27 protein-coding genes are annotated in these 26,847 nt (G+C 73.7%); 17 read left to right on the top strand and 10 right to left on the bottom strand.

Annotated features, from left to right (window positions below):
• Window positions 1-7: 7 nt before the first annotated feature.
• Window positions 8-1,549, bottom strand: coding sequence for a DUF4331 domain-containing protein (locus tag IEZ20_RS18575; protein ID WP_189300020.1), 1,542 nt, complete (start codon window positions 1,547-1,549; stop codon window positions 8-10).
• A gap of 210 nt (window positions 1,550-1,759) precedes the next feature.
• Here IEZ20_RS18575 and IEZ20_RS18580 point away from each other — a divergent pair, with 210 nt between their 5' ends.
• From IEZ20_RS18580 to IEZ20_RS18590, 3 genes are all read left to right on the top strand, one after another.
• On the top strand, window positions 1,760-2,302 hold the full coding sequence (locus IEZ20_RS18580; RefSeq protein ID WP_189300022.1) for a sigma-70 family RNA polymerase sigma factor: 543 nt from the start codon (window positions 1,760-1,762) through the stop codon (window positions 2,300-2,302).
• The gene (locus IEZ20_RS18585; protein ID WP_189300024.1) at window positions 2,299-3,141 is read left to right on the top strand and encodes an anti-sigma factor; all 843 of its coding nucleotides are present in this window, start codon (window positions 2,299-2,301) and stop codon (window positions 3,139-3,141) included. The genes IEZ20_RS18580 and IEZ20_RS18585 overlap by 4 nt, the downstream gene beginning before the upstream one ends.
• A 126-nt stretch (window positions 3,142-3,267) precedes the next feature.
• A complete protein-coding gene (locus IEZ20_RS18590) occupies window positions 3,268-3,525 on the top strand; it encodes a hypothetical protein (RefSeq protein ID WP_189300026.1) in 258 nt (85 codons plus the stop codon).
• Between the two features lie 42 nt (window positions 3,526-3,567).
• Here the strand turns inward: IEZ20_RS18590 and IEZ20_RS18595 are convergent, their stop codons facing one another.
• The 3 genes from IEZ20_RS18595 to IEZ20_RS18605 are packed head-to-tail and all read right to left on the bottom strand — an operon-like array spanning window position 3,568 to window position 6,615.
• Window positions 3,568-4,764, bottom strand: coding sequence for a CaiB/BaiF CoA transferase family protein (locus IEZ20_RS18595; RefSeq protein ID WP_189300027.1), 1,197 nt, complete (start codon window positions 4,762-4,764; stop codon window positions 3,568-3,570).
• Window positions 4,765-4,810: 46 nt separating this feature from the next.
• The gene (locus IEZ20_RS18600) at window positions 4,811-5,560 is read right to left on the bottom strand and encodes an ABC transporter permease (protein WP_373303948.1); all 750 of its coding nucleotides are present in this window, start codon (window positions 5,558-5,560) and stop codon (window positions 4,811-4,813) included.
• A gap of 26 nt (window positions 5,561-5,586) precedes the next feature.
• On the bottom strand, window positions 5,587-6,615 hold the full coding sequence (locus tag IEZ20_RS18605) for an ATP-binding cassette domain-containing protein (RefSeq protein WP_189300032.1): 1,029 nt from the start codon (window positions 6,613-6,615) through the stop codon (window positions 5,587-5,589).
• Window positions 6,616-6,679: 64 nt separating this feature from the next.
• Between IEZ20_RS18605 and IEZ20_RS18610 the strand changes: the two genes are divergently transcribed.
• Together IEZ20_RS18610 and IEZ20_RS18615 are read left to right on the top strand one after the other, a co-directional pair.
• Window positions 6,680-7,390: a TetR/AcrR family transcriptional regulator gene (locus tag IEZ20_RS18610; protein ID WP_189300034.1), complete on the top strand. Its 711-nt coding sequence runs from the start codon at window positions 6,680-6,682 to the stop codon at window positions 7,388-7,390.
• A gap of 28 nt (window positions 7,391-7,418) precedes the next feature.
• Window positions 7,419-7,958 carry a nucleotidyltransferase domain-containing protein gene (locus tag IEZ20_RS18615; RefSeq protein ID WP_229896132.1) on the top strand — a complete coding sequence of 180 codons (540 nt, stop codon included), beginning with the start codon at window positions 7,419-7,421 and terminating at the stop codon, window positions 7,956-7,958.
• A 95-nt stretch (window positions 7,959-8,053) separates the two neighbouring features.
• Here IEZ20_RS18615 and IEZ20_RS18620 read toward each other — a convergent pair whose 3' ends face one another.
• From IEZ20_RS18620 to hmgA, 3 genes are all read right to left on the bottom strand, one after another.
• Complete coding sequence (locus IEZ20_RS18620; RefSeq protein WP_189300036.1) at window positions 8,054-9,208, bottom strand: type ISP restriction/modification enzyme; 1,155 nt, start codon at window positions 9,206-9,208, stop codon at window positions 8,054-8,056.
• A gap of 132 nt (window positions 9,209-9,340) precedes the next feature.
• Window positions 9,341-10,087 (bottom strand): GntR family transcriptional regulator, encoded by a 747-nt coding sequence (locus IEZ20_RS18625; protein WP_189300038.1) that lies wholly within the window; start codon window positions 10,085-10,087, stop codon window positions 9,341-9,343.
• A 46-nt stretch (window positions 10,088-10,133) separates the two neighbouring features.
• Window positions 10,134-11,444, bottom strand: coding sequence for a homogentisate 1,2-dioxygenase (gene hmgA / locus IEZ20_RS18630; protein WP_189300040.1), 1,311 nt, complete (start codon window positions 11,442-11,444; stop codon window positions 10,134-10,136).
• Between the two features lie 151 nt (window positions 11,445-11,595).
• On the opposite strand from hmgA, the gene IEZ20_RS18635 reads away from it, so the two are divergent.
• The 9 genes from IEZ20_RS18635 (at window position 11,596) to IEZ20_RS18675 (ending at window position 22,261) form a co-directional block, all read left to right on the top strand.
• Window positions 11,596-12,258, top strand: coding sequence for a hypothetical protein (locus IEZ20_RS18635; protein ID WP_229896133.1), 663 nt, complete (start codon window positions 11,596-11,598; stop codon window positions 12,256-12,258).
• Between the two features lie 125 nt (window positions 12,259-12,383).
• Window positions 12,384-13,001, top strand: a complete 618-nt coding sequence (locus IEZ20_RS18640; protein ID WP_189300042.1) for a TetR/AcrR family transcriptional regulator — start codon at window positions 12,384-12,386, stop codon at window positions 12,999-13,001.
• Between the two features lie 113 nt (window positions 13,002-13,114).
• The gene (locus IEZ20_RS18645; RefSeq protein WP_189300044.1) at window positions 13,115-15,346 is read left to right on the top strand and encodes a molybdopterin oxidoreductase family protein; all 2,232 of its coding nucleotides are present in this window, start codon (window positions 13,115-13,117) and stop codon (window positions 15,344-15,346) included.
• Window positions 15,347-15,470: 124 nt separating this feature from the next.
• Window positions 15,471-16,859: a CitMHS family transporter gene (locus IEZ20_RS18650; RefSeq protein ID WP_189300046.1), complete on the top strand. Its 1,389-nt coding sequence runs from the start codon at window positions 15,471-15,473 to the stop codon at window positions 16,857-16,859.
• A gap of 22 nt (window positions 16,860-16,881) precedes the next feature.
• A complete protein-coding gene (locus tag IEZ20_RS18655) occupies window positions 16,882-18,120 on the top strand; it encodes an MFS transporter (protein ID WP_189300048.1) in 1,239 nt (412 codons plus the stop codon).
• 102 nt (window positions 18,121-18,222) lie between these two features.
• Complete coding sequence (locus tag IEZ20_RS18660; RefSeq protein WP_189300051.1) at window positions 18,223-18,924, top strand: hypothetical protein; 702 nt, start codon at window positions 18,223-18,225, stop codon at window positions 18,922-18,924.
• Window positions 18,911-19,621: a class F sortase gene (locus IEZ20_RS18665; protein WP_189300053.1), complete on the top strand. Its 711-nt coding sequence runs from the start codon at window positions 18,911-18,913 to the stop codon at window positions 19,619-19,621. The genes IEZ20_RS18660 and IEZ20_RS18665 overlap by 14 nt, the downstream gene beginning before the upstream one ends.
• A 154-nt stretch (window positions 19,622-19,775) precedes the next feature.
• Window positions 19,776-21,164 (top strand): aldehyde dehydrogenase family protein, encoded by a 1,389-nt coding sequence (locus IEZ20_RS18670; protein ID WP_189300055.1) that lies wholly within the window; start codon window positions 19,776-19,778, stop codon window positions 21,162-21,164.
• Between the two features lie 14 nt (window positions 21,165-21,178).
• A complete protein-coding gene (locus IEZ20_RS18675) occupies window positions 21,179-22,261 on the top strand; it encodes a Zn-dependent alcohol dehydrogenase (protein WP_189300057.1) in 1,083 nt (360 codons plus the stop codon).
• A 331-nt stretch (window positions 22,262-22,592) separates the two neighbouring features.
• Here the strand turns inward: IEZ20_RS18675 and IEZ20_RS18680 are convergent, their stop codons facing one another.
• Both IEZ20_RS18680 and IEZ20_RS18685 read right to left on the bottom strand, forming a co-directional pair.
• Complete coding sequence (locus tag IEZ20_RS18680) at window positions 22,593-23,306, bottom strand: ArsR/SmtB family transcription factor (protein ID WP_189300059.1); 714 nt, start codon at window positions 23,304-23,306, stop codon at window positions 22,593-22,595.
• A 46-nt stretch (window positions 23,307-23,352) separates the two neighbouring features.
• On the bottom strand, window positions 23,353-23,988 hold the full coding sequence (locus IEZ20_RS18685; protein ID WP_189300061.1) for a TetR/AcrR family transcriptional regulator: 636 nt from the start codon (window positions 23,986-23,988) through the stop codon (window positions 23,353-23,355).
• Between the two features lie 91 nt (window positions 23,989-24,079).
• On the opposite strand from IEZ20_RS18685, the gene IEZ20_RS18690 reads away from it, so the two are divergent.
• From IEZ20_RS18690 to IEZ20_RS18700, 3 genes are all read left to right on the top strand, one after another.
• Window positions 24,080-25,231: an acyl-CoA dehydrogenase family protein gene (locus tag IEZ20_RS18690; protein ID WP_189300064.1), complete on the top strand. Its 1,152-nt coding sequence runs from the start codon at window positions 24,080-24,082 to the stop codon at window positions 25,229-25,231.
• A gap of 60 nt (window positions 25,232-25,291) precedes the next feature.
• Window positions 25,292-25,579, top strand: a complete 288-nt coding sequence (locus tag IEZ20_RS18695) for a YiaA/YiaB family inner membrane protein (protein WP_189300068.1) — start codon at window positions 25,292-25,294, stop codon at window positions 25,577-25,579.
• Window positions 25,580-25,653: 74 nt separating this feature from the next.
• Window positions 25,654-26,277, top strand: coding sequence for a TetR/AcrR family transcriptional regulator (locus tag IEZ20_RS18700; RefSeq protein WP_189300070.1), 624 nt, complete (start codon window positions 25,654-25,656; stop codon window positions 26,275-26,277).
• A 9-nt stretch (window positions 26,278-26,286) separates the two neighbouring features.
• On the opposite strand, the gene IEZ20_RS18705 is transcribed toward IEZ20_RS18700, so the two are convergent.
• Window positions 26,287-26,748 carry a MaoC family dehydratase gene (locus IEZ20_RS18705; RefSeq protein WP_189300072.1) on the bottom strand — a complete coding sequence of 154 codons (462 nt, stop codon included), beginning with the start codon at window positions 26,746-26,748 and terminating at the stop codon, window positions 26,287-26,289.
• Window positions 26,749-26,847 lie beyond the last annotated feature (99 nt).

Here is a 26,847-nt window from a genome sequence, read left to right on the forward strand (position 1 = left end):
TAGGGGGTCAGTACGCGCGCTGCATACGCCGGCGCCACCAGGCGAAGACGGTGCCGAGCAGCAGGATCCCGGCCGCGCCGGAGGCCGCCGACGCCGCGATCAGCATGGTGTTGCCGGAGCCGCCGGAAGAGGAACCGGCCGGCTGGAGGGCGTCCCCGAGCTGGCTGCGCACGTCCGTCCCCGCCGTCGTGCCCTTGGCGAGCGCGCCGCGCGAACCGGACGTGGGCTGGGCGACGTAGGGGAAGTAGTTCTCGAACTTCTTGTCGTTCTTGTCGACCGCGTCACCCAGGTCGTTCTTCGAACCGACCAGTTCGCCCTCCACGACCTGCAGCGCCGCGTCGATCACGTCGTCGCCGAGCCGGCGCCCGTTCGGGAAGCCCGCGTTGTCGCCGTCCAGCACGCCCAGCCGCTTCGGGTGCATGCTCGGCTTGACCGAGGTGTTCAGCCGCAGCTCCTCCGCGGGCTTCACGTGCGGCGGCTGGTTGAGGCCCTTGACGCCCTTGAGGAAGACGTCGACCAGGTCGTTGCGCGGCTCCGCGGGCGCCTTGATCTTGTAGATGGACTCGATGAGCTTCGGCAGCTCGGGGTTGGTGACGTTCTTCAGGAACTGGGCGTCGTACGCGGGCTGGGACGCGTTGAACCTGTCCTTGTCCTTCTGCGGGTTGACGACCTCGTTGACCAGCGGGTTGCCGAGGCGCGAGACCTGGCTGTAGTAGCCCTGGGCGTTACGGCGCTGGGTGGTGGACCAGATGCCGACGACGGGCTGGTGGGAGGACTCCCGGATCAGGTCGTTCGGGACCTGGAGGGCGATGGTGTTGACGTTGTAGCCCTTGAGGGTGTCCCGGCCGACCTCGGTGAGGTTTCCGCCGTACAGCAGGTCGAAGACGCGCAGGTCCGCGAAGAACGGGTCGTCCGCCTGCCCGGCGAAGGTCGCGGCGCCGCCCGCCGTCTTGTACACCGCCTGCGCCCGCAGCTTGCCGTAGTCCGGCATGGACGCCTTGCCGACGTTCGACGGCGCCACCGGCACGTCGTCGGCCAGCTTGGTCTTCGACATCTCGTGCCCGCCCCGGACCTTGATGAGGTCGATGTCGTACGTCTGGGTGATGTTGAGGTCGGGGTCGTCCAGGCTGGTGACGGGACCGGTGTTGTAGAGGAACGTGTTCCCGTTCTTCGTGTGCGTCTTGAAGGTGTAGCGGAAGACCAGCTCGCCCTGCGCGTCGCCGTTGTTGTCGATGTGGAGGTCGTACTGGGCGTCGTCGGCGAACGTGTAGAAGTTCGGTCCGCCGGCCGGTTCCTCGAAGGGGATCCAGTTCGCCACGATCGTCGTCGTGTCGGGCTTGTCCGGGCTGACGAACGCGTACAGGTCGGTGTTGTCGTACTGCGGGGTGCCCGAGATCAGCGGGGCCTCCCGGTGGGAGGAGGCGGAGGCCGCCCCGGGTGCCAGCGTGGCGACGCCGGCGGCTGCGAGCCCTCCGGCGGCCAACGCGCCGCAGATGAGCGTGGCCAGGCCCTTGCGTCCCGAACCGCCCCTGGAGAAGAGAGGTGTCATGCCGTCCGTCCTCAGTGCCGACTTGCCTTTGACGGACGGGTATACGGAGCGGAACCGCCGATCGGTTTGGTCGGACGGCGAAAAACTTTTTCCCGCTCCGGGACCCGCGTTTTCGGCCCGCGGATCCGTAAATCCTCAGGGAGGTGTGTCTCGGTGCGGATGCGCGGTGCGCGGGGAAGAGCCGGCTGCGGCCACGGAGAGGGGGCCCGCATGCAGGCGGACGAACTGCTGCTGCTCGTGGCGGGCGGCGACCAGAGGGCGTTCGAGGAGCTGTACGGACTGGTGTCCGGGCCGGTGTACGGGCTCGTCCGGCGGGTGGTGCGCGACCCCGCCCAGTCCGAGGAGGTCGCCCAGGAGGTGCTGCTCGAACTGTGGCGCTCCGCAGCCCGGTTCGACCCCGGCCGGGGCAGTGCCCTGTCCTGGGTCCTCACCCTCGCCCACCGCCGCGCCGTCGACCGGGTGCGCAGCGCCCGCGCGGCCGGCGAGCGCGAGCAGCGCGAGGCCCTGCGCGCCGGGGAACCCGCGTTCGACCAGGTCGCCGAGGAGGTGGAGGCCGGCCTGGAACGCGAGTGGGTGCGCCGCTGCCTGCACCGGCTCACGGCCCTGCAACGCCAGTCGGTGACCCTCGCCTACTACGACGGGTACACCTACCGCGAGGTGGCCGAGCGGCTGAAGCTGCCGCTCGGCACGGTCAAGACGCGGATGCGCGACGGACTCACCCGGCTGCGCGAGTGCCTGGGAGGCGCCGCATGAGCATCCTCGGCAGGCTGCTGCGCCGTGAGGACCTGCACTCCCTCGCCGCGCCCTACGCGCTCGACGCCCTCGAACCGGGCGAGCGGCGCCGCTTCGAGAAGCACCTGGCGGGCTGCGACCGCTGCGCCGCCGAGGTGCGGGACCTGGCCGAGGACGCGGTCCGGCTCGCCTGGTCCACGGCGGCCCCCGCGCCCGCCGCCCTGCGCGACCGGGTCCTGGCCGCCGTCCGCAGCACCCCGCAGGAGCCGGCGCGCCAGCACGCGGGCGGGCGGGACCGGGCGCCGGCCCGGGAGCGTGCGACCCAGCTGCCGCCGCACGTCTGGGGCACCCAGCCCCCGCCGGGCCGCACCCGTACGGCCCCGAGGCGCCCCCTGTTCGCCCCGTTCGCCACGGCCACCGCCGCCGCGGCCCTCGTCGTCGCCTCCCTCTTCGCCGTCCAGGCGCACCGCACCGAGGACCGGCTCGACGCGGAGCAGGCCCGGGCACGTGAGATCGCCCACGTTCTCGCCGCGCCCGACGCCCGCGCGGCGAGCAGCGGGGACGCGCGCGGCCGCAATATCGGAGTGATCGCTTCCGCCTCCGGGCGGGAGGCCGTCGTCACCCTCAGCGGATACGGCACCCCGCCCGGCGGACGCGTCCACCAGCTCTGGCTCATGCGCCCCCGTGCGCAACCGCGTTCTCTCGGCCTCCTCGCGGGCGACACGCCCTTGGTCGCGAAGGGCCTCGACCCCTCCTCGATGTCACTCGCCGTAACCGTCGAACCTGACGGGGGGTCAGCGCAGCCCACCGGTCAACCGATTGTCCAACTCACCCTGAAATCGGTCGGATTCGGAGAGTAGTCAAAGAGGGGTGGTCAACCCCCTTACAGGGAAGGTGAATCCTGTGGCCGAGATACACGCGTGCCCCACCGGGGCGATAGGGTTACCCTGCCCGGGCCGGGTGGACTCGTACGGGTGGGGAGTGACATGGAACAGATAACAGTGCGCAGCAGGGCCAGGGTCCCTGCGATCACCTGCGGGAGCAGCGCGACCAGTTCGCGCCTCGACCGTCATCTGTCGGTGCTGGCGGGTCCCGCCATACCGCAGCGGGAAACGGTCGAGGCGACCTCGCTGATGCGCGAACTCACGGCGCGTGACACCACGCACCGGGGCGCGCGGGTCAGCCGCGTCTCCCTCTTCGCGCCGTTGCGCCGACTGCGCCGTTCGCTGTTCGGCGGTCACTGACCGCGTCGCAGGGCCCCTGACCCCGAGCAGGGGTGCCCGCGCTCAGGCCGCCACACCGTCCCGGCGCAGCGCTGCGATCTCGTCGTCCGTCATCCCCACGGCACGCAGCAGCGCTCCGGTGTGCTGTCCGAGTGCGGGCACGTCCCCCATCCGTGCCTCGTCCCCGCCCGGCAGCGTGATGGGAGGCAGCAGCGCCTTCAGCGGTCCGGCCGGCGAACCCACCCGACGCCACCGCTCCCGGGCCGCGAGCTGCGGATGCCCCGCCAGCTCGTGCAGATCCCGCAGCCGGGCACAGGCGATGCCCGCCTTCTCCAGCCGTGCCAGCGCCTCCTCGGCGTCCAGCACCGCCAGCGCACCCGCGACCAGGGCGTCGGTCGACTCCCGGTGCGCCACCCGCGCGGCGTTCGTCGCGTACGCCGGGTCCGCGCCCAGCTCCGGGCGGCCTATGACCTGCTCGGCCAGCCGCCGCCACTCCCGGTCGTTCTGCACCGACAGCAGCACCCGCCCGCCGTCCGCCGTCGGATAGGCGTCGTACGGCGCGATCACGGCGTGCGCGAGTCCCGTGCGCGCCGGGGGCTCACCCCCGTGCATCGCGTGGTGCAGCGGATGACCCATCCACTCGGCGAGCGCCTCCAGCATCGACACCTCCACCGGCCCGCCCCGCCCGGTCGTCCCGCGCCGCACGAGCGCCGCCAGCACACCGGAGAACGCGTACATGGCCGCCGCGATGTCCGCCGCCGGGATGCCCGCCTTCACCGGCTGCTCCGGCGTCCCGGTGACCGACACCAGCCCCGCCTCGCACTGCACGAGCATGTCGTAGGCCCGCTTGTCCGCGTACGGTCCCGAGCCGCCGTAGCCCGAGATGTCCACGGCGACCAGCCGCGGGTGCGCGGCGCACAGCGTGGCCGCGTCCAGACCGAGCCGGGCCGCCGCGCCGTGCGCGAGGTTCTGCACGAACACGTCCGCGTCCGCGACCAGCCGCCGTACGACGTCCAGGCCGCGCGGGTCCTTCAGGTCGAGCGCGATGGATTCCTTGCCGCGGTTGCACCACACGAAGTGCGAGGCGAGACCGCGGGCCGCGGTGTCGTAGCCGCGCGCGAAGTCGCCGCCGTCGACCCGCTCCACCTTGATGACCCTGGCGCCCAGGTCGGCGAGCTGCCGGGTGGCGAAGGGCGCGGACACGGCCTGCTCGACGGCGACGACGGTGATGCCCTCCAGGGGCAGGGGGAGATGATCCATGGGGTGGATGATCTCCCCGGCCGGCGGCTTTGTCAGCAGTGCGGGTTCACTCGGCCCGCGCGTACCGGCTCACCGCGAGCGGCAGGAACACCGCGGTGAGCAGCAGGCACCAGACCAGCGACCCGGCCACCGGGTGGGCCACCGGCCAGGCGGCACCCTCCGGGACCGGCGCGTTGCCGAAGAGGTCGCGCAGGGCCGTGGTCACCGCGCTGATCGGGTTCCACTCGGCGAGCGTGCGCAGCCAGCCCGGCAGGTTGTCCGTCGGGATGTAGGCGTTGGACAGCAGCGGCAGCACGAAGGAGGAGGAGCCGAGCTGCCCGGCCGCCTCCTCGCTGCGGCTGAGCAGTCCGAGGAGGATCCCCGCGCAGGTGCAGGCGAACCGGAAGAACAGCAGCAGCCCCACGGCACCGGCCACCCCGGCCGCCGACCCCTCGATCCGCCAGCCCACCGCGAGACCGGTCAGCAGCAGCGGCACCGTCCCGACCGCTGTGACCACGAGGTCCGCGACGGCCTGTCCGAGCGGTACGGCGGCCCGGCTCACCGGCATCGTGCGGAACCGGTCCGCCACGCCCCGGTGGGTGTCCTGGGCCGCCTGGAACATGCCGGTCATCAGCCCGCCGGCGGCCGTCGCGACGAGCAGTCCGGGCACCAGGAAGGAGCGGTACTCGCGGCCGGGCACGGTCAGGGCGCTGCCGAACACATAGCCGAAGAACAGCAGCATGTTGACCGGCATGATCTGGGTCAGGACCGCGAGGCCCGGGTTGTTGCGGACCCGGCGCAGCTGCCGCCCCGCCATCGCCAGTCCGTCGTACGCGGGTGCCCTCACGCGGCACGCTCCTTGCTGTCGGTGGAGTCGTCGGTGGAGTCGTCGGTGGAGCCGTTGGGGGAGTGGCCGGCGGATGTGCCGGCGGGGTGGTCGGCGGCCTCCCCGGTGAGCCGCAGGAAGACGTCGTCGAGGGTGGGCGGCCGGATGCCCGCGTCCAGCAACGGCACACCGGCCGCGTCCAGTTCGCGCACCAGCCGGGGCAGGGTCAGCGTCGGGTCGGTGGTGACCGCGCCCACCGCGTTCCGGTCCCGGTCGAGCACGGGCTCCCGGCCGGTCAGCCGGTCGAGCACGGCCGCCGCCCGGGTGAGCGCGCCGGCGTCCGCGACCACCGCCTCCGCGTACGACCCGATCACCGCCTTGAGCGCGGCGGGCGACCCGGTGTGGGCGACCCGGCCCCGGTCCACCAGGGCGATGTCGTCGGCGAGTCGGTCGGCCTCCTCCAGGTACTGCGTGGTCAGCAGCACGGTCGTGCCGTCCGCCTTCAGCTCGCGCACCGCCTGCCAGACGCGGGCACGGCTGGCCGGGTCGAGTCCGGTGGTCGGCTCGTCCAGGAACAGCACGTCGGGACGGCGGACCAGGCTCGCGGCGAGGTCGAGGCGGCGGCGCATGCCGCCGGAGTAGTCGGACGCCCTGCGGTCCGCCGCCTCGGTCAGGCCGAAGCGCTCCAGCAGTTCGTCGGCCCGGGCGGCCGGCCCGCGCACCCGGTGCAGCCGGGCGAACAGCCGCAGGTTCTCCCGGCCGGTGAGGTCCCCGTCCACCGAGGCGTACTGCCCGGTGACCCCGATCCGGCGCCTCACCGCCGCCGCCTCCCGGACGAGATCGTGCCCGGCGATCCGGGCCGAGCCCCCGTCCGGGCGCAGCAGCGTGGTCAGCAGCCGCACCGCCGTCGTCTTCCCCGCCCCGTTCGGGCCCAGCAGCCCGCAGACCGTGCCCTCGGCGACGGCCAGATCCAGCCCGCACAGGGCCCGCACAGCGCCGAAGCGCTTCTCCAGACCCTCACTAAGTACAGCGTACGTAGTAGCCATGCCGGGACCATACCGCACTACGTACGCCGTACGTAACTACGATGGTGGCCGAGGTGATCGAACGATGGCAGTCCGAGGAGCCGTCCCCGAGGTGATCTGGGCGCGCCCCGAGCGCACCGGCCGGGGCCCGAAGCCGGCGTACACGCGCGACGACATCGCCGCCGCCGCCGTCCGGATCGCCGACGCCGAAGGGCTCGACGCGGTGTCGATGCGGCGCGTCGCCGCCGAGCTGGGCTGCGGCACCATGTCGCTGTACAACTACGTCCCCCGCAAGGAGGACCTGTACGAGCTGATGGTGGACGCGGCCGGCGGGGAGCACGCCCCCTGGGAGCCGAGCGGGGACTGGCGGGCCGACATGCGCCGGGTCGCCCGGCAGACGCGTGAGCTGATGCACCGGCACCCGTGGCTGCCCCGCCTGATGTCCCCCGTGTACGGCTTCAGCCCGAACGCCCTGCGCTACCTGGAGCACTGCCTGGCCTGCCTGGACCCGCTGGAGGAGCGGTACGGCACCAAGCTGGAGCTGATCGCGATGCTCAACGGCATGGTCACGACCTACGTCCGCAACGAACTCGACACCGCCGAGCGGGTCCGTGCCCTGCCGTGGTCGGAGGACGAGGAGAACGCGGCCCGCATCGCCTACCTGGGCAGCCGGATCGCCACCGGCGCGTACCCGCGCATGGCGGCGGCGTTCACGGAGGACGCCGGCCCGATCGATCTGGAAGCGGTGTTCGAACGAGCGGTGGAACGGGTCATCGACGCGTTCGCGCCGCGCTAGCCGGTTTTCGCCGTCGGAGACGGGGGTCGTGGTGGAACGGGAACGGGCGCGGCGGCAGCTCGGCCTGATCGCGGAGGTGCTGGAGGCGGCCCGGGACGGCGGCATCCCGCTCTGGCTGCGGGGCGGCTGGGCGATGGACTTCTTCCTCGGGGAGGTCAGCCGGGACCACGGGGACATCGACTGGTTCGCCTGGGCGAAGGACGCGGAGCCCCTCGCCCGGGCGCTGACCCGGCTCGGCCACACACCGGTCCCCGGGCCGCCCGCAGGTCTCCAGCTCGACTTCGTGAAGGACGGCCTGGAGAGCAGCTTCACCCTGGTCGAACGGGACGCGGCGGGCCGGGTGACCGTCGCCGGCGGGCCCTGGGCCGGCACCCCCTGGCCGGACGGACTGCTCGGCGGGGAGCCCGGCCGTATCGGTGCGCTCCAGGCGCCGATCGTGGACCCGCGCGTGCAGATCGAGATCAAGCGCATGATGCCCGTCTGGGACCCCTCCCGGCCCCGCCGGGCCAAGGACGCCCAGGACATCGCCCGGCTGGAGGCCGCCCTGGGCGGGCCGGCCGGCGGCTGAGGGGCTTCCTTCCGATCGGCCCGGGTCCGCGACGCCCGGCAGCCAGGGGGTTTCCTTCGGATCCGCCCGGGTCCGCGACGCCCGGCACGGCACCCCTAGAGCAGCGCGAACTGCCCGTCCGGGCCCTCCTCGTGGTGGTCGAGGACCGAGGCGGGACGGCGGGCGGGCGCGGGTACCGGCAGGACGCCCGCCCGGCGCAGCTCCGCCGCCGTGACCGGTGACGTCACCGTCAACCCGGCCCGCAGCGGCCGCACTTCCGCCAGCAGGGCGAGGACCGTGACCAGCTCCAGCAGTTCCGACGTCCAGGCCTGCGGCCAGCTCGCCGGACGGACCGCGGCGAGCGTACCCGGCTCGGCGGGTGCGGTGCGGGCCGTGAACCAGGCCTCCAGGACCCGGACTCCGGCCACCTCGTAGTCCCAGGCCGCGGGCGGGACGGGGGAGATGCGGCCCTCGTCCAGGTACAGGGTCTCCTCGTCACGGTCGTAGTGCAGGGCGAGCGGCCGGACCGGCAGGGGCGCGCGGACGTACGGGCGGCGCCCGCCCGGCAGCTTGGGGCGCTCGCCGTCGCGCCGCAGCAGCCACAGCGTCCGGCGGCCCACGTCCACGCCGGCCTCCCACACGCCGAGGTCCCCGGTGAGCGGGACGGTGAGATCGGGGCGGACCGCCGCGAGGATCCAGGCCAGCACGTCCGGCGCGGAGGGCCGGGCGCCCAGCCGCGCCGACAGGTGGTCCAGCAGGCCGGGGGCCAGGTTCGGTTCCGTGCCGCCGGGGCGGCGGTACAGCGGGCGGACCCGGCCGGTGCGCAGGATCGGCAGGTGCGAGGTCGCCAGCAGCGGGGTGTCCGGGTCGCCCGTCCCGACGGCGAACACCTGCTGCCCGTCCGCCACCCGCCACAGCTCCGGGCGGGCCGTGTCGAGCAGCCGGTGGTCCGGGATCAGCCACTGCTCGTCGAAGGGGGCGGCCAGCACCCGCACCGGCTCCGCGCAGGGTCCCTCCGCGCGCACGAGCCGCTCCGTGCCGGTGGACTGGCCGGGCAGCTGGCCCACCGCCGACTGGAGCGTACGGGCGCGGCTCGGCTCGAACAGGGCCTCCCGGTCCGGGCCCTCGGCCTTCAGCAGGGCGTCCCAGCGGGCCCTCAGCGAGCCCGGATCGGGCGCCGCCGGCCAGGCACGGCCCGGCCGCAGCGGTGCGACGGACCACGGCATGAGGTCCGCCAGCAGCGGAGCGTCGTCGTGCGTCACGCTGGGCATGGTACGGCAGCCCGGCAGCCCCCCAGAGGGGTCCCGGACCGCACGCGGGGTACGGCCGCGCCGCGCGGTGCGACCGGCCGCGGCGGGCCCGCGGACGGCCGGCGGCCCGGCGCCGCGGAACCGGCGGAGCGTCTACGCGTCGAGGGTGACGGTGAAGGAGAACCTGTCCCCCCGGTAGTGGATGACGGCCACGTCCAGCACCCGCCCCTCGCTGTCGTACGTCACGCCCGTGTAGTGCAGGATCGGGCTGAGCAGCGGGATCTGGAGCAGGCGGGCCGTCTCCGGGTCGGCGAGCCGGGCCTCCACGGTGTCCGTGATCCGGCTGATGTCCGCCTTCACCACGTCCCGCAGCACCTTGGTCATCGGCCAGCGGACCAGGTCGTCCACGTCGACGCGCTCGGCCAGTTCGGGACGGATGTGGTTGACGGCGTGGTTGGTCGGCTCGCCGGTCTTCTCGTCGCAGCGCAGACGGTGGTACGACGCCACCTCCGCGCAGTCCGGGAAGTACTCGGCGAGTCCGGCGGGCACCGGCACCCGCCCGTGGCCGAGCAGTTCGGTCGTCATCCCGGACTGCTGGGCCACGATCGCGTCCACCGAGCCCAGCAGCCGGACCGGGGCCCCGCGCCGGACACCCGGCTCGATGAACGTCCCGCGCCGCCGGTGCCGGCTGATCAGGCCCTCGTCCTCCAGCTCCTTCAGCGCCTGCCGCATGGTCAGCACGCTCACGCCGTAGTGCTCCGCCAGGCGCTCCTCGGTGGGCAGGCGCAGCGGGTCCTCGGGCGAGCGGCCCAGTATCGAGGCGCGCAGCGACTGCGACACCTGGTACCACAGCGGCAGCTTGCGGTTCAGGACGATCGAATCCGGAGCGAAGGAGGTCACGCGGCTATCCGTACCTGTCGGAGAACGTTCGGCGCAACGGTGGCGGTCACCCCCTGAAGTGCCGTTCCAGCCCCTGCCACACGTCGTCGTAGCGCTGCTGGAGGTGTTCGGCGCCCGCCGCCTGCGGGGTGAGGGTCACCGGCCAGCGGGTCTCGAACATGAACGCCAGCCCGTCGTCGATCTTCTGCGGCCGCAGCTCGGCCGCGCTCGCCCGGTCGAAGGTCTCCCGGTCCGGGCCGTGCGCCGACATCATGTTGTGCAGCGAGCCGCCGCCCGGAACGAAGCCCTCCGCCTTGGCGTCGTACGCGCCCTCGATCAGGCCCATGTACTCGCTCATCACGTTCCGGTGGAAGTACGGCGGCCGGAAGGTGTCCTCGCCCACCAGCCAGCGCGGCGCGAAGACCACGAAGTCCACACCGGCCAGGCCCGGGGTGTCCGAGGGGGAGGTCAGGACCGTGAAGACGGACGGGTCGGGGTGGTCGTAGGAGATGGTGCCGATCACATTGAACCGGCGCAGGTCATAGACGTACGGCACATGGTTGCCGTGCCAGGCGACCACGTCCAGCGGGCTGTGGTCGTAGGTGGCCCTCCAGAGGTTGCCGCAGAACTTGTTCACCACCTCCACCGGGCTCTCGACGTCCTCGTACGCCGCGACGGGCGCCCGGAAGTCCCGGGGATTGGCGAGCCCGTTGGCGCCGATCGGCCCGAGATCGGGGAGCTTGAACGGCGCCCCGTAGTTCTCGCACACATAGCCTCGGGCCGACTCGTCGAGCAGCTCCACACGGAAGCGCACCCCACGCGGGATCAGCGCAACATGGGCAGGCTCCACATGCAGGCGCCCGAACTCGGTGTGCAGCAGCAGCCCGCCCCGCTCGGGCACGATCAGCAGTTCGCCGTCGGCGTCGGAGAAGACCCGGTCCATCGAGGCGTTGGCGTGGTACAGGTGCACGGCCATGCCGGAGCGCTGGGTGGCGTCGCCGTTGCCGCCCAGCGTCCACAGGCCCGCGAGGAAGTCGGTGCCGGCCGGGGGCTGCGGCAGCGGGTTCCAGCGCAGCCGGTTGGGGTCGGGCACCGTCTCGGTGAAGGGGGCCGTGCGGATCGCGCCGTTGCCGGTGCGGGTGAACGCGGGGTGCGCGGCCGAGGGGCGGATGCGGTACAGCCAGGAGCGCCGGTTGTGCGCCCGCGGCTCGGTGAAGGCCGTACCGCTCAGCTGCTCGGCGTACAGGCCGAGCGGTGCGCGCTGCGGCGAGTTGCGGCCCTCGGGCAGGGCGCCCGGCACCGCCTCCGAGGCGTGTTCGTTGCCGAACCCGGTCAGATACGACAGCCCCTCGGCGGTCTTCCGTGCGTCCCCGCTCATCATCGCTCCTCGTGTTCCCGATTCCTATGCAACACCGTAGGAATGAGCGGGGGTCCGCGCAAGAGGGTCCGGGGTCCTCCCCCTCAGGTAGGGGCGGAACCCGACCTGAGGGGGATCCGGGCCGCCCCGCCGCTGTTCTACGCTCCCGCTCATGTCGTGGACGAAGGGGAAGCGCGGGCCGCTCGCCGCGCTCGCGGTGTGCGTCCTGCTGCCGCTGGGGGCGGTGGCCTGTACCACCGGTGAGGCGCACGGGGGCGCGGTCTCGTCCTCACCCGTGGGCAAGGTGCTGGACGAGACCGACACCACCGGCCGGAACCTGCGGGAGGTGCCCCGGAAGAACGCCCCCGAGGTCGCCGTCGAGGTCACCGAGGACCCGGCCGGCGGCTGGGACGTCCGGCTGGCCTTCCGGTACTTCGGCTGCTCCGCGCCCGGCGCGCGGCCGGCGGCGGTCACCGGCCGCGGATTCGTCCGCCTCTTCGTGGACGGGCGCCGGGTCGCCCGGCTGCACGGCCCCGCGTACCGCCTGGGCGCCGACGCCGTCCCGCACGGCACCCACCAGATCACCGCGCGCCTGTACGCCGACGACGGCACGGTGTGGGCGGTCCACGGCAAACCGGTCGAGAGCAGCGCCGACATAACGGTGTCGGACGCGGAGACGGGGAAGGCCGGCACGGGTCCGGACGGAACGGGCACGGCCGTCCCGGATGCTGCCGGCACGGGTGCGGCCGGCAGTGGCACCGCCGCCCCGGAAGGGACCGGCACGGATGCGGCGGAGGCGCCGGCCGGGGGCGCGTCGCCCGCCGGCGGCGGATGAGCCGGGCCCGCGGACCGGTCACACCGGCGCGGGCCCGCGCACGAGCCGCGCCCGCACATGAGTGCACCGGCCACCCGTCTCCGTACTGTGGGGGGAGGTTCACCGGATCCCGGCGGAAAGGCATCATGAAGCCCGTGCCCCACGCGACATCGCTCCGCCGTGCGCCCGTCCAGCGGCGCAGCGCCGAACGGCTGACCAGAATCCTGGACGCCTGCGCCGAACTCCTCGACGAGGTCGGCTACGACGACCTGAGCACCCGTGCGGTCGCCGAGCGCGCCGGAGTCCCCATCGGCTCGGTCTACCGCTTCTTCGGCAACAAACGGCAGATGGCCGACGCCCTCGCCCAGCGCAACCTGGAGCGGTACGTCGAGCGCGTCACCGAGCGGCTGAAGGAGGCCCCCAAGGGCGACTGGCGGGCCGCGATGGACGCCGTCCTGGACGAGTACCTCGGCATGAAGCGCACGGCGCCCGGCTTCTCGCTGGTCGACTTCGGCAACCAGATCCCGGTCGGCGTCCGGCAGGCCGAGCCCAACACCCGGGTCGCCGACCGGCTCGTCCACCTGCTCTCCGGCTACCTCGGCCGCAGCCCCGACGAGGAGCTGCGCCGCGTCTTCCTGGTCGCCGTGGAGACCGCGGACACCCTGGTCCAGCTCGCCTTCCGCCTCGACCCCCAGGGGGACGAGGCGGTCATCCGGGAGACACGGGAGCTGCTGCGGGCGTACCTGGGGCGCGTACTCGACTGAGCCGGGGGCGGCGCGGGTGCGGGAAGAAGCTCCCGGCAAGGGGGCTCCCCTCCATGCCTACCGGTCGGTATGCTCGCTCGGACCCGCCCGCGCCGACCCCTACGGGAGGACCCGTGTCCCGCACCGCCCTGCGAATCTGCCCCCTGTGCGAGGCCACCTGCGGGCTGACCCTGACCATCGAGGGCACCCGCGTCACCGGCGCCCGCGGCGACCGGGACGACGTCTTCAGCAAGGGCTTCATCTGCCCCAAGGGCGCCGCCTTCGGGGCCGTCGACGGCGACCCCGACCGGCTGCGCGGCCCGCTCGTCCGCAGGGACGGCATCCTGCGCGAGGCCACCTGGGAGGAGGCCTTCGACGCGGTCGCCGCCGGTCTGCGCCCGGTCGTGGAGCGGTACGGTCCCGACGCCGTCGGCGTGGTCCTCGGCAACCCCAACGTGCACACCGTGGCCGGCGGCCTGTACCCGCCGGTCCTGGTCGGCGCGCTGCGCACCCGCAGCCTGTTCACCGCCTCCACGGTCGACCAGATGCCCAAGCACGTCTCCAGCGGGCTGCTGTTCGGGGACGCCCACGCGATCCCGGTGCCCGACCTCGACCGCACCGGCCATCTGCTGCTCATCGGCGCCAACCCGCTGGAGTCCAACGGCAGTCTGTGCACCGCCCCCGACTTCCCCGGCCGGCTCAAGGCGCTCAAGGCCCGCGGCGGCCGCCTCACCGTCGTGGACCCGCGCCGCACCCGCACCGCCCGGCTCGCCGACCGGCACCTGGCGATCCGGCCCGGCACCGACGCCCTGCTGCTCGCCGCGATGGCGCACACCCTCTTCGCCGAGGACCTCGTCGACCTCAAGCACCTCGCCCCGCACGTCCAGGGTCTCGGCGAACTCCGGGACGCGCTGGCCGACTTCACCCCCGAGGCCGCGGCCCCCGCCTGCGACCTGGACGCCGCCGTCATCCGCACCCTGGCCCGGGACCTCGCCGCGGCCGACACCGCCGCCGTCTACGCCCGCATCGGCAGCTGCACCGTCCCGCACGGCACCCTGGCCAGCTGGCTGGTCGACGTCCTCAACATCCTCACCGGCAACCTGGACCGCCCCGGCGGCGCCCTCTTCCCGCAGGCCGCCACCGACCGGACACCCCGCCCGGCGGGCCCCGGCCGCGGCTTCCAGCTCGGCCGCTGGCACTCCCGGGTGAGCAAGCACCCGGAGGCGAAGGGCGAGTTGCCGCTCTCCGCGCTCGCCGAGGAGATCGACACCGCGACCGACGAGGGCACACCGGTCCGCGCGCTGATCGCCGTCGCCGCCAACCCCGTGCTCTCCGCGCCCGACGGCGACCGGCTCGACAAGGCCCTCGCCTCCCTGGACTTCATGGTCAGCGTCGACCCGTACCTGAACGAGACCTCGCGCCACGCCCACGTCGTACTGCCCCCGCCCCCGCCGTCCCAGAGCCCGCACCACGACTTCGCCTTCAACACCCTCGCCGTGCGCAACCAGGTCCGCTACACCCGCCCGGCCGTCCCGCTGGAGCCCGGCCGCATGGCCGAGAGCGAGATCCTCGCCCGGCTGGTCCTGGCCGCCACGGGCACGGACGGCGCCGACCCGGCCGCCGTCGACGCGATGGTGATCGAGCAGACCCTCGGCAAGGCCGTCCGGGACGCGCACTCACCGGTGCACGGCCGCGACCCGCACGACCTCGCCGCCCGGCTCACCGGCGACAACGGCCCCGAGCGGCGGCTCGACCTGATGCTGCGCCTCGGCCCGTACGGCGACGGCTTCGGCGCCCGCCCCGACGGGCTCACCCTGCGGAAGCTGCTCGACCACCCGCACGGCATCGACCTCGGCCCGCTGCGCCCGCGGCTGCCGCAGCCGCTGAAGACCCGCAGCGGCAAGGTCGAGCTGCTGCCCGAGCCGATCGCCGGCGACCTGCCCCGGCTGCGCCGGGCGCTGGACGAGCGGCCGGAGGGCCTCGTCCTCGTCGGCCGCCGCCATCTGCGCTCCAACAACAGCTGGATGCACAACGTGCCCGCCCTCACCGGCGGCAGCAACCGCTGCACCCTGCACATCCACCCCGAGGACGCCGGCCGGCTCGGCGTCCGGGACGGCGCGGACGTCCGCGTCAAGGGCGCCGGGGGAGCGGTGGTGGTCCCCGCCGAGGTCACCGACGGCGTCCGGCCCGGGGTGGTGAGCCTGCCGCACGGCTGGGGCCACGACCGGCCCGGCACCCGGCTGAGCCACGCCGCCGGCGTCCCCGGCGTCAACGTCAACCAGCTGCTCGACGGCAGCCTGCTCGATCCGCTGTCGGGCAACGCGGTGCTCAACGGCGTACCCGTCGAGGTCGTCACACTGCTGTGACCTGGACTTTTGCGCGTATTGCTCGCGTGTCAACGTCTTGTTAACGCCGTTTGAACGGACCTAACGTCATCGCACCGCCGACCCCCAGGTGGGATGTTCAAGGGCGAACGTTAGGTATCCACTCATGCTGACCATCCTCGGCTTCGCCATGATCGCGACCTTCCTGGTCCTGATCATGCTGAAGAAGATGTCGCCGATCGCGGCGCTCGTGCTCATACCCGCGCTCTTCTGCGTGTTCGTGGGCAAGGGCGCCAAGCTCGGCGACTACGTCATCGACGGCATCACCGGCCTCGCCCCCACCGCGGCGATGCTCATGTTCGCGATCGTCTACTTCGGTGTGATGATCGACGTCGGCCTCTTCGACCCCGTCGTGCGGGGCATCCTGAAGTTCTGCAAGGCCGACCCGCTGCGGATCGTGATCGGTACGGCCGTCCTCGCCGCGATCGTCTCCCTGGACGGCGACGGCTCCACCACCTTCATGATCACCGTCTCGGCGATGTACCCGCTGTACAAGCGCCTGAAGATGTCCCTGGTCGTGATGACCGGTGTCGCCGCCATGGCCAACGGCGTGATGAACACGCTGCCGTGGGGCGGCCCGACCGCCCGCGCCGCCACCGCGCTGAAGCTCGACGCCGGCGACATCTTCGTGCCGATGATCCCGGCCCTCGCCATGGGCCTGCTGTTCGTCTTCGCCCTCGCCTACGTCCTCGGCCGCCGCGAGCGCAGGCGGCTCGGCGTCCTCACGCTGGACGAGGTGCTGGTGGAGGAGACCGAGACGGTGCTGGTCGGCGCCGGAGCCGGCGCGGACGTGCAGAAGGCCGGCGGTTCGACTCCCGGCGCGGACCTGCCCGACGCGCCCGAGGACAAGAGCCTCCAGGTCCTCGACCCGGACCGCGCCACCCTGCGGCCCGCGCTGTACTGGTTCAACGCGCTGCTCACCGTCGCCCTGCTCACCGCCATGATCATGGAGTGGCTGCCGATCCCGGTGCTGTTCCTGCTCGGCGCGGCCCTCGCCCTGACCGTCAACTTCCCGCACATGCCGGACCAGAAGGCCCGGATCGCCGCCCACGCGGAGAACGTCCTCAACGTCTCCGGCATGGTCTTCGCCGCCGCCGTCTTCACCGGTGTGCTCCAGGGCACCGGGATGGTCGACCACATGGCGAAGTGGCTGGTGGCCAACATCCCCGACGGCATGGGCCCCCACATGGCCTTCGTCACCGGCGTGCTGAGCATCCCGCTCACGTACTTCATGTCCAACGACGGCTTCTACTTCGGCGTCCTGCCGGTGCTCGCCGAGGCCGGCCAGGCGCACGGCGTCCCCGCGGTGGAGATCGCCCGCGCCTCGATCATCGGCCAGCCCCTGCACATGTCCAGCCCGCTCGTCCCCGCCGTGTACGTCCTGGTCGGCATGGCCAAGGTCGAGTTCGGCGACCACACCCGGTTCGTGGTCAAGTGGGCCGCGCTCACCTCCCTGGTGGTGCTCGGCGCGGGAATCCTGTTCGGCATCATCTGACCACTCCACGGAGGTCGTACCCATGGCGCCCGGTGGGAACCGCGGCTGGCTGCTCCGCCTCGTCATCGCCTTCTCCTTCGCGCAGGGGGCGGTGTCGATGGCCCGGCCCGCCGTCTCCTACCGGGCCCTCGCGCTGGGCGCCGACGAACGCGCGGTCGGTGTCATCGCCGGTGTGTACGCGCTGCTGCCGCTGTTCGCCGCCGTACCGCTCGGCCGCCGCACCGACCACGGGCGCTGTGCGCCCCTGCTGCCGGTGGGTGTGGTCCTCATCGCCGGCGGCTGCGCGCTCAGCGGGCTCGCCGGCTCCCTGGGGACGATGGCCCTGTGGAGCGGGGTGATGGGCCTCGGCCACCTCTGCTTCGTGATCGGCGCCCAGTCGCTGGTGGCCCGCCAGTCCGCACCGCACGAACAGGACCGCAACTTCGGCCACTTCACCATCGGCGCCTCCCTCGGCCAGCTGATCGGCCCCGTCGCCGCCGGTGCCCTCATCGGCGGCCCGGACATGGCGCACAGCAGCGCGCTCGCCCTCGTCGTGGCGGGGGCGGGCGCGGCCGTGGCGTTCGCCTCGCTGTGGCGCATCGAGGACCGTACGGCCGCCGGCTCCCGCTCGCCGCGGGGCGAACGGGTGCCGGTCGCCGGGATCCTGCGCGCCCGGGGCGTGCCCGCGGGCATGCTCGTCAGTCTGTCGGTGCTGTCCGCGACCGACATCCTCACCGCCTACCTCCCGGTGGTCGGCGAGCACCGGGGCATCGCCCCGTCGGTGATCGGTGTCCTGCTCAGCCTCCGGGCCGGCGCGACCATCGCCTGCCGGCTGGTCCTCACCCCGCTGCTGCGGCTGCTCGGCCGGCCCGCGCTGCTCAGCGTGACCTGCCTGCTGGCCGCCCTGCTGTGCGCGGGGGTGGCGCTGCCGGTGCCGGTCCGGGTGCTCGGCGCGATGCTCACGGCCCTCGGCTTCTGCCTGGGCGTCGGCCAGCCGCTGTCGATGACGACGGTGGTGCAGGCCGCGCCCGACCGGGCCCGCTCCACCGCGCTCGCGCTGCGGCTGACCGGCAACCGGCTCGGCCAGGTCGCCGCGCCCGCCGCCGCGGGTCTGGTCGCCGGTGTGGCCGGGGTGGCGGCGCCGTTCGTGATGCTCGGGGCGTTGCTGCTGCTGTCGTCGGGGGTGGCGCTGCGCTCGCCGGGCCGGTCCGAGGGGCCGTCCGGGCGGGTGAGCGGGAAACGGCCGAGGCGCCCGGGATTGCGCCGCACGAGCGATCTCTGACGGCGCGTCGGGCGTCGGTGCCCGGGGCCGCGCGGCCCATGACGGAGAGTCCAGGCGAAAGAGCGATTTGTATGAAAATCGTCTGAACTCGGAGGATTGCGCATGCCCACCCTGACACTCCCACGTGCCGTCGGCTCCCGCGCGGGCGCCACAGTCGTCCTCACCGCCCTCGCCGCGGCGGGCGCGTCATGGGTGGCGGCGCCGAGCGCGGTGGCCCAGGGGGAGAACGGCGACATCCGGATCCACGACGAGCGCCACCTCCGCGGAACGTCGCTCGTGGGATCGGCCAAGGACGATCCGGTGGTCTGCAGGTTCTATCTCGAGGCCGTCAACTTCGACACCCTGACCAGCATCGCCTACACGATCACCCCGCAGCCCCCGCTGCCCACCGCCGCCACCGTCTCCGGGGTCATCCAGCTCGCCGGGGGCGCCGGGCACACCGACCCGCTGGGCCTGGCGGACGGGCAGTACAAGATCAGCTGGATCGTGGGGACCCCCGCGGCCGTGAAGGAGAAGGTCTTCCGGGTCAACTGCAAGGAAGGGCGCCACGAGGGGGAGCAGGGGGAGCGCGGGGAGCACGGCCCGAACGGGCAGATCGCCGACGACCAGCGGAACAACAACGGCGGCTGGGGCGGGAACGACCACGACGGCCCCAAGGGCGGCGTCCACGCGGGCGGCGGCGGCCTCATCGACACGGCCGCCGCGTACTCCCCGGTGGCCGCCGCGGCCGCCGTGGGTCTGGTCGCCGTCTGCGGTGCCGTGTACGTCCGGCTGATCCGCCGGCGGCCCCATGGTGCCGCGTAGGCGCCGACGCAGGCCCTGGCACCGGACCCGCGCCTACCGTCTGGCCAGGACGGCCCTGCTGGTGACCGTCCTGGTGACGGTAGTGGCCCGGTGCGGGCCGGACGGCGGAGCGGCCGGGGCCGGCCGGCGTGCCGCGGCGGCCTCCGGTGCGGACTCCTCCCGGTCCGGCGGCGGGGACGGCGGAGCGGAGGCCGGCCCCGACGAGGACCCGCCCCCCGACGCCCCGCCGCCCCGCCCGCTGCCCCGGTCCCGGCCGACGTCCTTCCGCGTGCCCTCCCTGGGGATCGACGCCCCCGTCACCCCGCTCCGCCTCGACCGCAACCACGAACTGGAGACACCGCCCGTCGACGCGCCCCGGCTGGTCGGCTGGTACGAGGGCGGCCCCACGCCCGGCGAGGCCGGCACCGCGGTCGCCGTGGGGCACCGCGACACCCGCACCGGGCCGGCCGTGTTCGCCGGACTCGCCCAGGTCGGATCCGGCAGGCGCATCGAGGTCCGGCGGGCGGACGGCCGTACCGCCGTCTACTCGGTGGACGGGGTGAAGGTCTTCGACAAGGCCGGCTTCCCCGACAAGGAGGTCTACGGCCCCACCGGCCGCCCGGAGCTGCGGGTGATCACCTGCGGCGGCCTCTTCAGCCGGCGGACCGGCTACACCAGCAACGTGGTGGTCTTCGCCCATCTGACCGCGACCCGGTGACCGGAGGGCCGGCCGGTACGGACTCCCTGTCCGCACCGGCCGGCCCGTTCGCGATGATGTCCCGGAAGGTCCGCGGCCCAGGAATGTCTGGCGCGCGAAAACTATCACCGCTAGTTTGAGTGCCGGACGACGCGGACCCGCCGGGAGGACACACATGAAGGCACACGACGCCCTGTACATCGACGGCGCCTGGCGCCCCGCGGAGAGCAGGGACGTGATCGAGGTCGTCAACCCCGCCGACGAGCAGGTCATCGGCCGCGTCCCGGCGGGCGGCGCGCTGGACGTCGACACCGCCGTACGGGCCGCCCGCGCCGCCCTGCCCGGCTGGGCCGCCATACCCCCGGCCGAACGCGCCGCGCGCCTGACCGCCCTCCGGGACGCCCTCGTGGCCCGCAAGGACGAGATCGCCGAGACGGTCACCGCGGAACTGGGTTCGCCCCTCGCCTTCTCCCAGGCCGTGCACGCGGCCGTGCCGATCGCGGTCGCGGGCTCCTACGCCGAGCTGGCCGCGACCCACGCCTTCGAGGAGAAGGTCGGCAACTCCACCGTCCTGCACGAGCCGGTCGGCGTGGTCGGCGCGATCACCCCCTGGAACTACCCGCTCCACCAGATCGTCGCCAAGGTCGCCCCGGCCCTCGCCGCCGGCTGCACGATCGTCCTCAAGCCCGCCGAGGACACCCCGCTCACCGCCCAGCTCTTCGCCGGGGCGGTGCACGAGGCGGGCCTGCCCGCGGGCGTGTTCAACCTGGTCACCGGCCTCGGCCCGGTCGCCGGCCAGGCCCTCGCCGAGCACCCCGGCGTCGACCTGGTCTCCTTCACCGGCTCCACGGCGGTCGGCCGGCAGATCGGCGCGGTGGCCGGCGCGGCCGTGAAGAAGGTCGCCCTCGAACTCGGCGGCAAGTCCGCCAACGTCATCCTGCCGGGCGCCGACCTCGCCAAGGCCGTGAACGTCGGCGTCGCCAACGTGATGTCCAACTCCGGCCAGACGTGCAGCGCCTGGACCCGGATGCTGGTCCACCGCGACCAGTACGCCGAGGCCGTCGAACTGGCCCGGACCGCCGCCGCCAGGTACGCCGACCGCATCGGCCCGCTGGTCAGCGCCAAGCAGCAGGCCCGGGTGCGCGGGTACATCGAGAAGGGCGTCGCCGAGGGCGCCCGCCTCGTCGCCGGCGGCCCCGACTCCCCCCGCGCGCACGGCTACTTCGTCAGCCCGACGGTCTTCGCGGACGTCACCCCCGAGATGACCATCGCCCAGGAGGAGATCTTCGGCCCGGTCCTGTCGATCCTGAGGTACGAGGACGAGGAGGACGCCCTGCGCATCGCCAACGGCACGGTGTACGGCCTCGCGGGCGCCGTCTGGGCCGCCGACGAGGCCGAGGCGGTGGCCTTCGCCCGCCGCATGGAGACCGGACAGGTCGACATCAACGGCGGCCGGTTCAACCCCCTCGCGCCCTTCGGCGGTTACAAGCAGTCCGGGGTCGGCCGGGAACTCGGCGCGCACGGACTCGCCGAGTACCTCCAGACCAAGTCCCTCCAGTTCTGAGGAGTCCGACACCCATGGCCGTACGAGCCGCCGTCCTGCCCGCCATCGGCGCCCCGCTGGAGATCACCGGCATCGAGCTGCCCGACCCGGGCCCCGGACAGGTCCGGGTCCGCCTCGCCGCCGCCGGCGTCTGCCACTCCGACCTGTCCCTGTCCAACGGCACCATGCGGGTGCCGGTCCCGGCCGTCCTCGGCCACGAGGGCGCCGGCACGGTCGTCGCGGTCGGCGAGGGCGTCACCCAGGTCGCGCCCGGCACCCCGGTCGTCCTCAACTGGGCGCCGTCCTGCGGTACCTGCCACGCCTGCACGCTGGGCGAGGTGTGGCTGTGCGCCAACGCGATGAACGGCGCCGCCGACGTCCACGCCCGCACCGCCGACGGCACCGCACTGCACCCAGGGCTGAACGTGGCCGCGTTCGCCGAGGAGACGGTGGTCGCCGCGTCCTGCGTGCTGCCGCTGCCGGAGGGGGTGCCGCTGACGGACGCCGCCCTGCTGGGCTGCGCCGTGCTCACCGGGTACGGTGCCGTCCACCACTCGGCGCGGGTCCGCTCCAGTGAGACCGTGGCCGTCTTCGGCGTCGGGGGAGTCGGCCTGGCCACCCTCCAGGCGGCCCGCATCGCGGGCGCGTCCCGGATCATCGCGGTCGACGTCTCGCCGGGGAAGGAGGAACTGGCCCGCGCGGCCGGCGCCACGGACTACGTCCTCGCCTCCGAGAACACCCCCCGCGAGATCCGCGCCCTCACCGGCAGGCAGGGCGTCGACGTCTCCGTGGAGTGCGTGGGCCGCGCGGTCTCCATCCGCGCCGCCTGGGAGTCCACCCGCCGGGGCGGCCGTACGACGGTCGTCGGCATCGGCGGCAAGGAGGAGCAGGTCGGCTTCAACGCCCTGGAGATCTTCCACTGGGGCCGCACCCTCTCCGGCTGCGTCTACGGCAACAGCGACCCCGCCCGCGACGTACCGCTGCTCGCCGAGCACGTCCGCGAGGGCCGCCTGGACCTGTCCGCCCTGGTCACCGAGCGGATCGGCCTGGAGGACATCCCGACGGCCTTCGAGAACATGCTGGCGGGCAAGGGAGGCCGGGCGCTGGTCGTGTTCTGAGGGGCGCGCCCGCGCTGTTGCCGGGCGGGGTGGGGCCGCCCGCCCGCGCCCCGAAGGGGCGCGGGGAACTGCGCGACCGGCCACGACGGGCCCGCCCCCGGCGTCCGGCGCCCCGCACGGCCCCGGCATCCGGCGCCCCGCACGGCCCCGGCATCCGGCACCCGCGCCGCCCGGGCGTCCGGCACCCGCGCCGCCCGGGCGTCCGGCACCCCGCACCGCTCCGGCGTCCGGCACCCCGCACCGCTCCGGCGTCCGGCACCCCGCACCGCTCCGGCGTCCGGCGCCCGCACCGCCCCGGCGTCCGGCACCCCGCACCACCCCGGCAGCCGCGTCAGCGCAGGGCGCTGGGCGGGATACCCAGCAGGTCGGAGAACGCCCGCTCCCCGGCCGGCGTCACCGTGACGGCCCGGGCCGAGCCGATCCGCGCGCACCACCCGGCGTCCAACGCGTGCCGGCACAGCGCCGCCCCCGCCGCCCCCGCGAGATGGGGTCGCCGTTCGGTCCAGTCGAGGCAGGCCCGGGCCGGCGGGCGCCGGCCGGTGAGGTCCAGCGGGATGCCCGCCGTACCGAACCACTCCACCCCGGCGTCGGTCAGCGCGAACCCGGTGTCCTGCCGCAGCAGCCCCCGCCCGGTCAGCGCATCGGTCAGCACGGTTCCCAGCCGCCCGGCCAAGTGGTCGTAGCAGGTACGCCCCCGCGCCATGGCCGCCCCGGCGCTCGCCGCGCGCAGGGTGCGCGGAGTCTGCCGCGCCCCCGCCGGGGGCACCTGTGCGGCGAGGTCCTCGACCAGCTGCGCCACCCGCGCACCGGCCAGCCGGACGTACCGGTGCCGGCCCTGTCGTTCCTCCGCGAGCAGGCCGCCGGCCACCAGCTTGCCCAGGTGCTCGCTCAGCGTGGACGCCGCGACACCGGCGTGCCGGGCCAGCTCCCCGGCCGTCCACGCCCGCCCGTCCAGCAGCGCCAGCAGACACGCGGCCCGGGTCCGGTCGGCGATCAGCCCGGCCAGCGCGGCCAGGCCCGCGGCCTGGGGGTCCTCGGTGCTCATGCCCCCAGCATGCGGCACCCGCGCTTCGGCGCCGGCCGAAGCGTCGTCACACGCGTACCTGCTCGTACTGCTGGGCCAGCCCGTCCAGCAGCGCGCTCAGCCCCGCCTCGAAGGCCCGCTCGTCGATCTTCTCCTGCTGCTCGGCGAGCAGGTGCGCCTGCCCGAGGTGGGGATAGTCGGCGGGGTCGTACGCGCTCGCGTCGTCCACGAAGCCGCCGGCGAACGAACCGAGCGCCGACCCCATGATGAAGTACCGCATCAGCGCGCCGATCGAGGTGGCCTGCGCCGGCGGCCAGCCCGCCTCCACCATCGCGCCGTAGACCGCGTCGGCCAGGCGCAGCGCGGCCGGGCGGCGGCCGGGGCCGCGGGCGAGGACCGGGACGATGTTCGGGTGGTCGCGCAGGGCTGCCCGGTAGGAGACGGCCCAGTCGTGCAGCGCGGTCCGCCAGTCCCGGCCGTCCTCGAACATCGACAGGTCGACCAGCGCGCTCACCGAGTCCGCCACGGCCTCCAGGATCTCGTCCTTGGTGCGGAAGTGGTTGTACAGCGAGGGCCCGCTCACCCCCAGCTCCGCGGCGAGCCGCCGGGTGGAGACCGCGGTCAGGCCCTCCCGGTCCACGAGGTCCCGGGCTGTCGCGACGATCCGGTCGGTGCTGAGGAGGGGCTTGCGCGGTCGGGCCATGGCGCACATAGTAGGGCTGCGCACCGGAAACTAGCAGTGCTAATTTAAATGTACGGCTTTCAAGAACCATCGGTTATGGGGTGATCTCGTGGTGAACCTGGGTCTCAGCGAGGAGCAGACGGCCGTACGGCGGCTCGCCCGGGACTTCGTGGAGCGCGAGATCGCCCCGCACGTGGTCGCCTGGGACCGCGCCGAGGAGGTCGACCGGGGCATCGTGAAGAAGCTCGGCGAGGTCGGCTTCCTCGGCCTCACCGTCGCCGAGGAGTACGGCGGCTCCGGCGGCGACCACCTCTCCTACTGCCTGGTCACCGAGGAACTGGGGCGCGGGGACTCCTCGGTCCGCGGCATCGTCTCCGTCTCCCTCGGACTCGTCGCCAAGACGATCGCCGCCTGGGGCAGCGAGGAGCAGAAGCGGCGCTGGCTGCCGGGGCTCACCTCCGGCGCGTACGTCGGCTGCTTCGGCCTCACCGAGCCCGGCACCGGCTCCGACGCGGGCAGCCTCACCACCCGGGCGGTGCGCGACGGCGACGACTACGTCGTGAACGGCACCAAGATGTTCATCACCAACGGCACCTGGGCCGACGTCGTCCTGCTCTTCGCCCGCTCCACCGACGCCCCCGGCCACAAGGGAGTCTCCGCCTTCCTCGTGCCCGCCGACACCCCCGGCCTGACCCGCCGCACCGTCCACGGCAAGCTCGGCCTGCGCGGCCAGGCCACCGCCGAACTCGTCCTGGAGGACGTGCGCGTGCCCGCGTCGGCGATGCTCGGCGAGGAGGGCAAGGGCTTCTCCGTCGCCATGTCCGCGCTCGCCAAGGGGCGGATGTCGGTGGCCGCCGGCTGCGTCGGGATAGCCCAGGCCGCGCTGGACGCGGCCGTGCGCTACGCCGGCGAGCGGGAACAGTTCGGCGGGCCCATCGCCCGGCACCAGCTGGTGCAGGAGCTGATCAGCGACATCGCCGTCGACGTGGACGCGGCCCGGCTGCTGACCTGGCGGGTCGCCGACCTCGTCGACCGCGGCGAGCCCTTCGCCGTCGAGTCCTCCAAGGCCAAGCTGTTCGCCTCCGAGGCCGCCGTGCGCGCCGCCAACAACGCCCTCCAGGTCTTCGGCGGCTACGGCTACATCGACGAGTACCCCGCGGGCAAGCTGCTGCGCGACGCCCGCGTGATGACCCTCTACGAGGGCACCAGCCAGATCCAGAAGCTGCTCATCGGACGTGCGCTGACCGGGGTCTCGGCGTTCTGAGTACCCGGCTGAGTATCTCGGCGGATGCGGCGGGGCCCGCGTTCGCCGAGGCTGTCGGCCATGAGTGAGACACCGGTCAGACAGCAGGGCACGGCCGCGTTCTACGGCCAGGCCGTCGCCTCCTTCGCGGTCGCCATGACGGCCACCGCCATCGGCATCCTCCGGCTCGACGCCAGTGCCTGGGTGCGCGGGTTCCTGGCGATCGCCGTCCTCTACCTCGTCACCTCCGCCTTCACCCTCGCCAAGGTGATCCGGGACCGGCAGGAGGCCGGGCAGATCGTCAGCCGCGTCGACCAGGCCCGCCTGGAGAAGCTGCTGGCCGAGCACGACCCCTACGAGAAGCTCTGACACGGCTACGCTAAGCGCTCGCTCACCGTCGGCGGTATGGTGGTGCTCCTGTCACCGAGAGGGGCGAGCGAGCGATGAGTACGGCGCAGGAGACGACCGGCGGCGAAGTGGAGCCGTGGGAAGAGGTCACCCCTGACGCGGCCCGGCGGCTGCTCGTCGCCGCCGTGGAGGCCTTCGCCGAGCGTGGGTACCACGCGACGACGACCCGCGACATCGCCGGCCGCGCCGGCATGAGCCCGGCCGCGCTCTACATCCACTACAAGACCAAGGAAGAGCTGCTCCACCGGATCAGCCGGATCGGCCACGACCGGGCCCTGGACATCCTGCGCACGGCGGCCCGCCGCGAGGGCAGCGCCACGGAGCGGCTGGCCGACGCCGTCAGCTCCTTCGTCCGCTGGCACGCGGGGCGGCGCACCACCGCGCGGGTGGTCCAGTACGAACTCGACGCCCTCGGCCCCGAGGCGCGCGCCGAGATCGTCGCGCTGCGCCGGCAGGTCGACGCCGAGGTGCGCGGGATCATCGAGGACGGCGTGGCCTCCGGCGAGTTCGACGTGCCGGACGTCAAGGGGACCACGCTCGCCGTGCTGTCGCTGTGCATCGACGTGGCCCGCTGGTTCGACGTGAACGGCCCGCGCACCCCCGAGGAGGTCGGCGCGCTCTACGCCGACCTCGTGCTGCGCATGGTCGGGGTCCGCTAGGCCCCGGGGCTACAGGTAGTACCGGGAGACCGATTCCGCGACGCACACCGGCTTGTCGCCGCCCTCGCGCTCCACGGTGAAGGCGACCGTCACCTGGACGCCGCCGGTGACGTCCTCGACGCCGGTGATCCTCCCGGTGGCGCGCAGCCGGGAGCCGACGGGGACGGGGGAGGGGAAGCGGACCTTGTTCGTCCCGTAGTTGACGCCCATCTTCACGCCCTCGACCCGGATGAGCTGCGGCCCGAAGAGCGGGAGCAGGGACAGGGTGAGGTAGCCGTGCGCGATGGTGGTCCCGAACGGTCCCGTGGCGGCCTTCTCCGGGTCCACGTGGATCCACTGGTGGTCCCCGGTCGCCTCGGCGAACAGGTCGATCCGCTTCTGGTCGACCTCCAGCCAGTCCGTGTGGCCCAGCTGCTCGCCCACGGCCGCCCTCAGCTCGTCGGGGGAGGTGAAGATCCTCGGTTCTGCCATGTTCCCGGCCTCTCGCTCGCGTCTCTAAGCAACTGCTTAGCATGGTCGGGTGAGGGGGCGATGTCAACGGAGGCGGGACCGGCCGGGTGGGTAGTCTCT

Source organism: Streptomyces cinerochromogenes, assembly GCF_014648635.1.
GTDB classification, from domain to species: Bacteria; Actinomycetota; Actinomycetes; order Streptomycetales; family Streptomycetaceae; genus Streptomyces; species Streptomyces cinerochromogenes.

What these genes read in the sequence shown, in the direction of transcription:
- IEZ20_RS18665 (WP_189300053.1), top strand. Translation starts at nt 18,911, where the DNA reads ATGGTGCCGCGTAGGCGCCGACGCAGGCCCTGGCACCGGACCCGCGCC.
- IEZ20_RS18695 (WP_189300068.1), top strand. Translation starts at nt 25,292, where the DNA reads ATGAGTGAGACACCGGTCAGACAGCAGGGCACGGCCGCGTTCTACGGC.
- IEZ20_RS18605 (WP_189300032.1), bottom strand. Translation starts at nt 6,615, where the DNA reads ATGGCTACTACGTACGCTGTACTTAGTGAGGGTCTGGAGAAGCGCTTC.
- IEZ20_RS18670 (WP_189300055.1), top strand. Translation starts at nt 19,776, where the DNA reads ATGAAGGCACACGACGCCCTGTACATCGACGGCGCCTGGCGCCCCGCG.
- IEZ20_RS18685 (WP_189300061.1), bottom strand. Translation starts at nt 23,988, where the DNA reads ATGGCCCGACCGCGCAAGCCCCTCCTCAGCACCGACCGGATCGTCGCG.
- IEZ20_RS18610 (WP_189300034.1), top strand. Translation starts at nt 6,680, where the DNA reads ATGGCAGTCCGAGGAGCCGTCCCCGAGGTGATCTGGGCGCGCCCCGAG.
- IEZ20_RS18635 (WP_229896133.1), top strand. Translation starts at nt 11,596, where the DNA reads ATGTCGTGGACGAAGGGGAAGCGCGGGCCGCTCGCCGCGCTCGCGGTG.
- IEZ20_RS18580 (WP_189300022.1), top strand. Translation starts at nt 1,760, where the DNA reads ATGCAGGCGGACGAACTGCTGCTGCTCGTGGCGGGCGGCGACCAGAGG.
- IEZ20_RS18595 (WP_189300027.1), bottom strand. Translation starts at nt 4,764, where the DNA reads ATGGATCATCTCCCCCTGCCCCTGGAGGGCATCACCGTCGTCGCCGTC.
- IEZ20_RS18675 (WP_189300057.1), top strand. Translation starts at nt 21,179, where the DNA reads ATGGCCGTACGAGCCGCCGTCCTGCCCGCCATCGGCGCCCCGCTGGAG.
- IEZ20_RS18600 (WP_373303948.1), bottom strand. Translation starts at nt 5,560, where the DNA reads ATGGCGGGGCGGCAGCTGCGCCGGGTCCGCAACAACCCGGGCCTCGCG.
- IEZ20_RS18575 (WP_189300020.1), bottom strand. Translation starts at nt 1,549, where the DNA reads ATGACACCTCTCTTCTCCAGGGGCGGTTCGGGACGCAAGGGCCTGGCC.
- hmgA (WP_189300040.1), bottom strand. Translation starts at nt 11,444, where the DNA reads ATGAGCGGGGACGCACGGAAGACCGCCGAGGGGCTGTCGTATCTGACC.
- IEZ20_RS18660 (WP_189300051.1), top strand. Translation starts at nt 18,223, where the DNA reads ATGCCCACCCTGACACTCCCACGTGCCGTCGGCTCCCGCGCGGGCGCC.
- IEZ20_RS18585 (WP_189300024.1), top strand. Translation starts at nt 2,299, where the DNA reads ATGAGCATCCTCGGCAGGCTGCTGCGCCGTGAGGACCTGCACTCCCTC.
- IEZ20_RS18590 (WP_189300026.1), top strand. Translation starts at nt 3,268, where the DNA reads ATGGAACAGATAACAGTGCGCAGCAGGGCCAGGGTCCCTGCGATCACC.
- IEZ20_RS18655 (WP_189300048.1), top strand. Translation starts at nt 16,882, where the DNA reads ATGGCGCCCGGTGGGAACCGCGGCTGGCTGCTCCGCCTCGTCATCGCC.
- IEZ20_RS18620 (WP_189300036.1), bottom strand. Translation starts at nt 9,208, where the DNA reads ATGCCCAGCGTGACGCACGACGACGCTCCGCTGCTGGCGGACCTCATG.
- IEZ20_RS18705 (WP_189300072.1), bottom strand. Translation starts at nt 26,748, where the DNA reads ATGGCAGAACCGAGGATCTTCACCTCCCCCGACGAGCTGAGGGCGGCC.
- IEZ20_RS18700 (WP_189300070.1), top strand. Translation starts at nt 25,654, where the DNA reads ATGAGTACGGCGCAGGAGACGACCGGCGGCGAAGTGGAGCCGTGGGAA.
- IEZ20_RS18650 (WP_189300046.1), top strand. Translation starts at nt 15,471, where the DNA reads ATGCTGACCATCCTCGGCTTCGCCATGATCGCGACCTTCCTGGTCCTG.
- IEZ20_RS18640 (WP_189300042.1), top strand. Translation starts at nt 12,384, where the DNA reads ATGAAGCCCGTGCCCCACGCGACATCGCTCCGCCGTGCGCCCGTCCAG.
- IEZ20_RS18680 (WP_189300059.1), bottom strand. Translation starts at nt 23,306, where the DNA reads ATGAGCACCGAGGACCCCCAGGCCGCGGGCCTGGCCGCGCTGGCCGGG.